This is a genomic window from Polynucleobacter sp. 35-46-11, assembly GCF_002281105.1.
Genome location: NZ_NCFJ01000288.1, coordinates 1 through 3,267 on the forward strand (window position 1 = coordinate 1; position 3,267 = coordinate 3,267).

At 48.7% G+C, this 3,267-nt stretch carries 3 protein-coding genes; all 3 read left to right on the top strand.

All coding sequences use genetic code 11. The annotated features are described in order from the left end of the window. Window positions 1-111: 111 nt before the first annotated feature. Complete coding sequence (rlmN, locus tag B7Y67_RS13610) at window positions 112-1,353, top strand: 23S rRNA (adenine(2503)-C(2))-methyltransferase RlmN (protein WP_293599114.1); 1,242 nt, start codon at window positions 112-114, stop codon at window positions 1,351-1,353. 18 nt (window positions 1,354-1,371) lie between these two features. Then, on the top strand, window positions 1,372-2,640 hold the full coding sequence (ispG, locus tag B7Y67_RS13615) for a flavodoxin-dependent (E)-4-hydroxy-3-methylbut-2-enyl-diphosphate synthase (RefSeq protein ID WP_293599115.1): 1,269 nt from the start codon (window positions 1,372-1,374) through the stop codon (window positions 2,638-2,640). Between the two features lie 62 nt (window positions 2,641-2,702). Beyond that, window positions 2,703-3,267: ATP phosphoribosyltransferase regulatory subunit (locus tag B7Y67_RS13620; protein WP_293599116.1), on the top strand; the 565-nt coding region annotated here is incomplete at its 3' end.

Consider the following 3,267-nt stretch of genomic DNA (forward strand, 5'->3'; position numbering starts at 1 on the left):
CTCCTGAAACTGCTGCTGTCGAAGTTGCATTCTTCTTCGCTGGCATGAACGTTTTCAATCGTTAATTCACGATTGCTAACGAACAACCTATTTAATACATAAGTAGGCGCATTGACCTCCCCGCGCGTAAATCTCTTAGATTTTGACGCTGACCAAATGGCAGCGTACGTCGCGGGGTTGAATGAAAAGCCCTTTAGGGCTAAGCAACTCATGCAGTGGATACACCAACGTGGAGTATCCGACATCAACGACATGAGCGATTTGGCAAAAAGCTTTAGAGCAACCCTGCTCGATAAAGCGCAAGTTCTTTCTCTCCCAGTCATTAAAGACGAGCATGCAGCTGACGGCACCCGCAAGTGGTTGCTCGATGTTGGAGCTGGCAATGCCGTGGAGTCTGTATTTATTCCTGAAGATGATCGTGGCACCTTGTGCATTTCGTCTCAGGCTGGCTGTGCGGTCAATTGCCGTTTTTGCTCAACTGGGCATCAGGGCTTCTCACGCAATCTCACCGCCGGTGAAATCATTGGGCAACTCTGGTTTGCAGAGCATTTACTCCGCACGGATCCAAATGCAGTACGTCGTATTGAAAAATACCCAACCCCAGGTTGGGAGCACACCGGTCGCGTGATCTCGAACGTGGTCTTGATGGGTATGGGTGAACCTTTGCTTAACTATGACAACGTAGTTACTGCATTGCGGCTTATGCTTGATGACCGAGCCTATGGTTTGTCGCGTCGTCGTGTGACCGTATCCACTTCTGGCGTTGTGCCAATGATTGATCGCTTGGCTCAGGATTGCCCGGTAGCATTAGCGGTCTCATTGCATGCTCCGAATGACAAGTTGCGCGATCAGCTTGTTCCCCTCAATCAAAAATATCCTTTAAGAGAATTGCTCGCTGCGTGCGAACGGTATTTGCCGTTTGCCCCGAGGGATTTCTTGACCTTTGAATACTGCATGCTCGACGGCGTAAATGACTCTGATATTCAGGCAAAAGAGTTGGTACGCCTATTAGCCAATATCAAGTGCAAGATCAACCTCATTCCATTTAATCCATTCCCAGAGTCTGGATTGAAGCGTTCACCAGCCCAGCGCGTTCACGCCTTTGCCAGCATTCTGTTGGACGCTGGCATGGTGGCAACGGTGCGTAAAACCCGTGGTGATGATATTGCAGCAGCCTGTGGACAGTTAGCGGGTGATGTGGTCGATCGTACCCGAGTACGAGAGCGTGCCGTGCATGACAAGCAGATCAATCTCGATCAAGATGATGATGTTGACAGTCTTGATGATGAAGAAATCGAGCAAGAGTATCAGCCCGAGCACTCAGTGCAGTGGCTCAAAAGATTAGACGACTGATTTCATAAAACAAGTCCCATGAGTAATCCATCTAGCAATCTTCCTAAGCTACCTTTAGGCCCATCGCCTAAGAGAGCTACACGTCAAGCAATGATTGCTTGGAAAACCAACATCATTACTGTTGGTGGCGATGCGCCAGTACGCGTCCAATCCATGACCAATACCGATACCGCTGATGCTATTGCTACCGCAATACAGGTGAAAGAGTTAGCTCGCGCAGGATCGGAGATGGTGCGTATTACGGTAGACACACCAGCTGCGGCTGAAGCGGTGCCCTATATTCGTGAACAGTTAGACAAGATGGATGTCTTAGTCCCATTGATTGGCGACTTCCATTACAACGGCCACACCTTATTGAATGAGTATCCAGAGTGCGCCAAAGCTTTATCCAAGTACCGCATTAATCCTGGTAATGTGGGTAAGGGCGCTAAACGCGATCCACAATTTGCGCAAATGATCGAAGCGGCATGCAAGTATGACAAGCCCATTCGGATTGGTGTGAACTGGGGTAGCTTAGATCAAGACTTGCTAGCTAGCATTATGGATAGTAATGCCGCATTGCCTGAACCGAAGACTGCGCAGGAAGTCATGATCGAGGCATTAATTCAGTCGGCATTGCAGTCTGCAGAAAAGGCTGTGGAGTTCGGCATGAACCCCAATCAAATTTTGCTGTCTTGTAAGGTCAGCAATGTGCAAGATTTGGTGGCCGTGTATCGCGATCTGTCTCGTCGTTCCGATTACCCATTGCATTTAGGTCTCACCGAAGCAGGCATGGGAAGCAAAGGCATTGTGTCTTCAACAGCAGCGATGGGCATCTTGTTGCAAGAGGGCATTGGTGACACGATTCGAGTCTCTCTGACTCCTGATCCAGGTGCCCCGCGTGAGAATGAAATTATTGTTGCCCAGGAAATTTTGCAAACCATGGGCTTGCGTAATTTCACCCCGATGGTGATTGCATGCCCTGGTTGCGGCAGAACGACCAGCACCACTTTCCAAGAGTTGGCTGCGAATATTCAATCCTATCTGCGTCAACAAATGCCGGTCTGGAAAAAAACCCATCCTGGTGTTGAAGCAATGAATGTTGCAGTTATGGGTTGCATCGTCAATGGTCCGGGCGAGAGTAAACACGCTAATATCGGTATCTCTTTACCGGGTACTGGCGAGACTCCTGCAGCTCCAGTGTTCGTGGATGGGGTCAAAGTCAAGACTTTGCGTGGCGAGAATATTGCCCAAGAGTTTCAGGTGATTGTGGACGATTACGTCAACCAACATTACGCTCCTAAATAAGAGCTAAAGCCAGTAAGAATAAAAAACAAGAACAATAAAGAAATACAAAACAAGCGTACAACATGACAGACCAGATCAACTCCTCTAAAGCTCAAAAGATTCAGAAAATTAATGGCGTTCGTGGCATGAATGATCTCTTGCCAGCTGATGCTGTGCAGTGGACACATTTAGAGCATGTTTTGCGTGATCTCACTCGAGCCTATGGCTATGAGTTCTTGCGCACCCCGATTGTCGAGGCAACTGCAGTGTTTCAGCGTGGCATTGGTGAAGTAACCGATATCGTTGAAAAAGAAATGTATTCCTTCGAAGATCGCCTGAATGGTGAGCAGCTCACATTACGTCCAGAAGGTACTGCCGCCGTAGTTCGCTCCGTAGTTGAAAATAATTTGCTCTACGAAGGACCAAAGCGTCTTTGGTACACAGGGCCGATGTTCCGTCATGAGCGTCCGCAGCGTGGCCGCTATCGTCAGTTCCATCAATTTGGAATTGAGGCGATGGGCTTTGCTGGTCCAGATATTGATGCAGAAATCATTTTGATGGGTCAACGTCTGTGGGATGAGCTTGGGCTCAAGGGCGTACGTCTGGAGATCAATTCTCTTGGGCAAGCTCCAGAGCGTGCAGAGCATC